Source organism: Streptomyces sp. NPDC038213, from assembly GCF_055600495.1.
In genome coordinates this window covers 1-1,510 of record NZ_JBVJYM010000076.1, presented here as the reverse complement: position 1 = coordinate 1,510, position 1,510 = coordinate 1, and the positions used below count along the sequence as shown (strand labels likewise).

The window sequence follows — 1,510 nt, the reverse complement described above, 5'->3', positions numbered from 1 at the left end:
GGGGGGTGCCTCTATGTCTTTCGTCAAGGCTGAGCTGGTCATGCGGCGACCGCTTCGGGGAGGCGTGATTCGTAGAAGGTTCCATCGCGGAGCATGGCGAACAGGACGCTGATGCGCTGCCGGGCCAGGCGGAGAAGGGCCTGTGTGTGGGTCTTGCCCCGGGCCCGGCAGCGGTCGTAGTAGGTCCGGGAGGCGGGGTCGTACAGGGCGGCGAACGCGGACAGGAACATCGCGCGTTTGAGCTGCCGGTTGCCGCCTCTGGGTGCGTGTTCGCCGCGGATGGAAGTGCCCGACTGTTTCGTGGTGGGGGCGAGGCCGGCGTAGGAGGCGAGGTGGGCGGCGGTGGGGAAGCTGGTGCCGTCGCCGACGGTGACCAGGAGAACTGCGGCGGTCCTGACGCCGACGCCGGGCAGCGACGTCAGGACCTGGGAAAGAGGGTGGGCCTCCAGCAGCTCGTTGATCTGGGCTTCCAGGGCCCGGCGTTGTTCGTGGACGGCCGCGAGCGAGCGGGCCAGGGAGGGGATCACGATGTCGAGGGTGCCGGTTCCCGGGACGACGACGGTCTGCTCGTCGAGCGCGTCGAAGACCTCGTCGATCAGCCGGGCGGCCATCCGTGGGGCCTTGGGGCGGATCACTTCGACGAGTCTGCGGCGGCCCGCCTTTCGCAGTGCGGCCGGGGATCCGTAGCGTTCCAGCAGCCAGGTGACAGCCTGGTGGTCGAGGCGGGTACCGAGGGCGCGTTCCAGGCTGGGGTGGAACTGGGTGAGCAGGCCGCGTATCCGGTTGGACGTGCGGGTGGCCTCGGCCGCGAGGTCCTGGTCGAAGCCCACCAGAACAGTGAGCTCGGCAGTGATCTCGTCGGTCAGCTCCAGCGAGCGCAGGGTGTGCGGCATGGTGCGGGCGGCGTCCGCGATCACCGCGGCGTCCTTCGCGTCGGTCTTGGCCTCACCGGGGTAGAGGTCGGCGATCCGCCGCATCGCCAGTCCGGGCAGGTAGGCGACCTGGCAGCCCGCATCGCGGGCGACCGTCAGCGGCAGGGCCCCGATCGAGGCGGGCTGGTCCACGATCACCAGGACCGTGCCGAACTTGTCCCGCAGCCTGTCGAAGACGGCCCGCAGCTTGGGTTCGCTATTGGGCAGCGGTTTGTCGAAGACCTTCTTGCCGGCCGGGGTCAGCCCGTGGCCGTGGTGTGTGCTCTTGCCGACGTCCAGGCCGAGGAACACGCCCACGCTGCTGGTGTCGATCACGGTGCCCCCACTCGCTCGATACCCGTGCTGGCCTGGGCGTCGGGGCCGTTCTCGCGCATCCACGTTATGCAGACCTGCCGCCCGCGAACGGCCGGGCATTGCGCCCGGCCGGGCGGTGGTCGGACCTCTCATCAGCGTCTCCGACGGCACCCCTCAGACCCGGTGACACCACCCCCCAGGTCATCCGTTCGACAGGGGGCAACAGTCATGCCGGGCCCGGAGGCCAGCGGCCCTCTTGCAGGACCGCGAAAAACATAACGGGG

Annotated in this window: 1 protein-coding gene; it reads right to left on the bottom strand. The window is 69.8% G+C overall.

Features of this window, described 5'->3' with window-relative positions:
- Positions 1-38 precede the first annotated feature (38 nt).
- Positions 39-1,247 carry an IS110 family RNA-guided transposase gene (locus tag ACZ7JZ_RS36010; RefSeq protein ID WP_470947389.1) on the bottom strand — a complete coding sequence of 403 codons (1,209 nt, stop codon included), beginning with the start codon at positions 1,245-1,247 and terminating at the stop codon, positions 39-41.
- Positions 1,248-1,510: the final 263 nt, after the last annotated feature.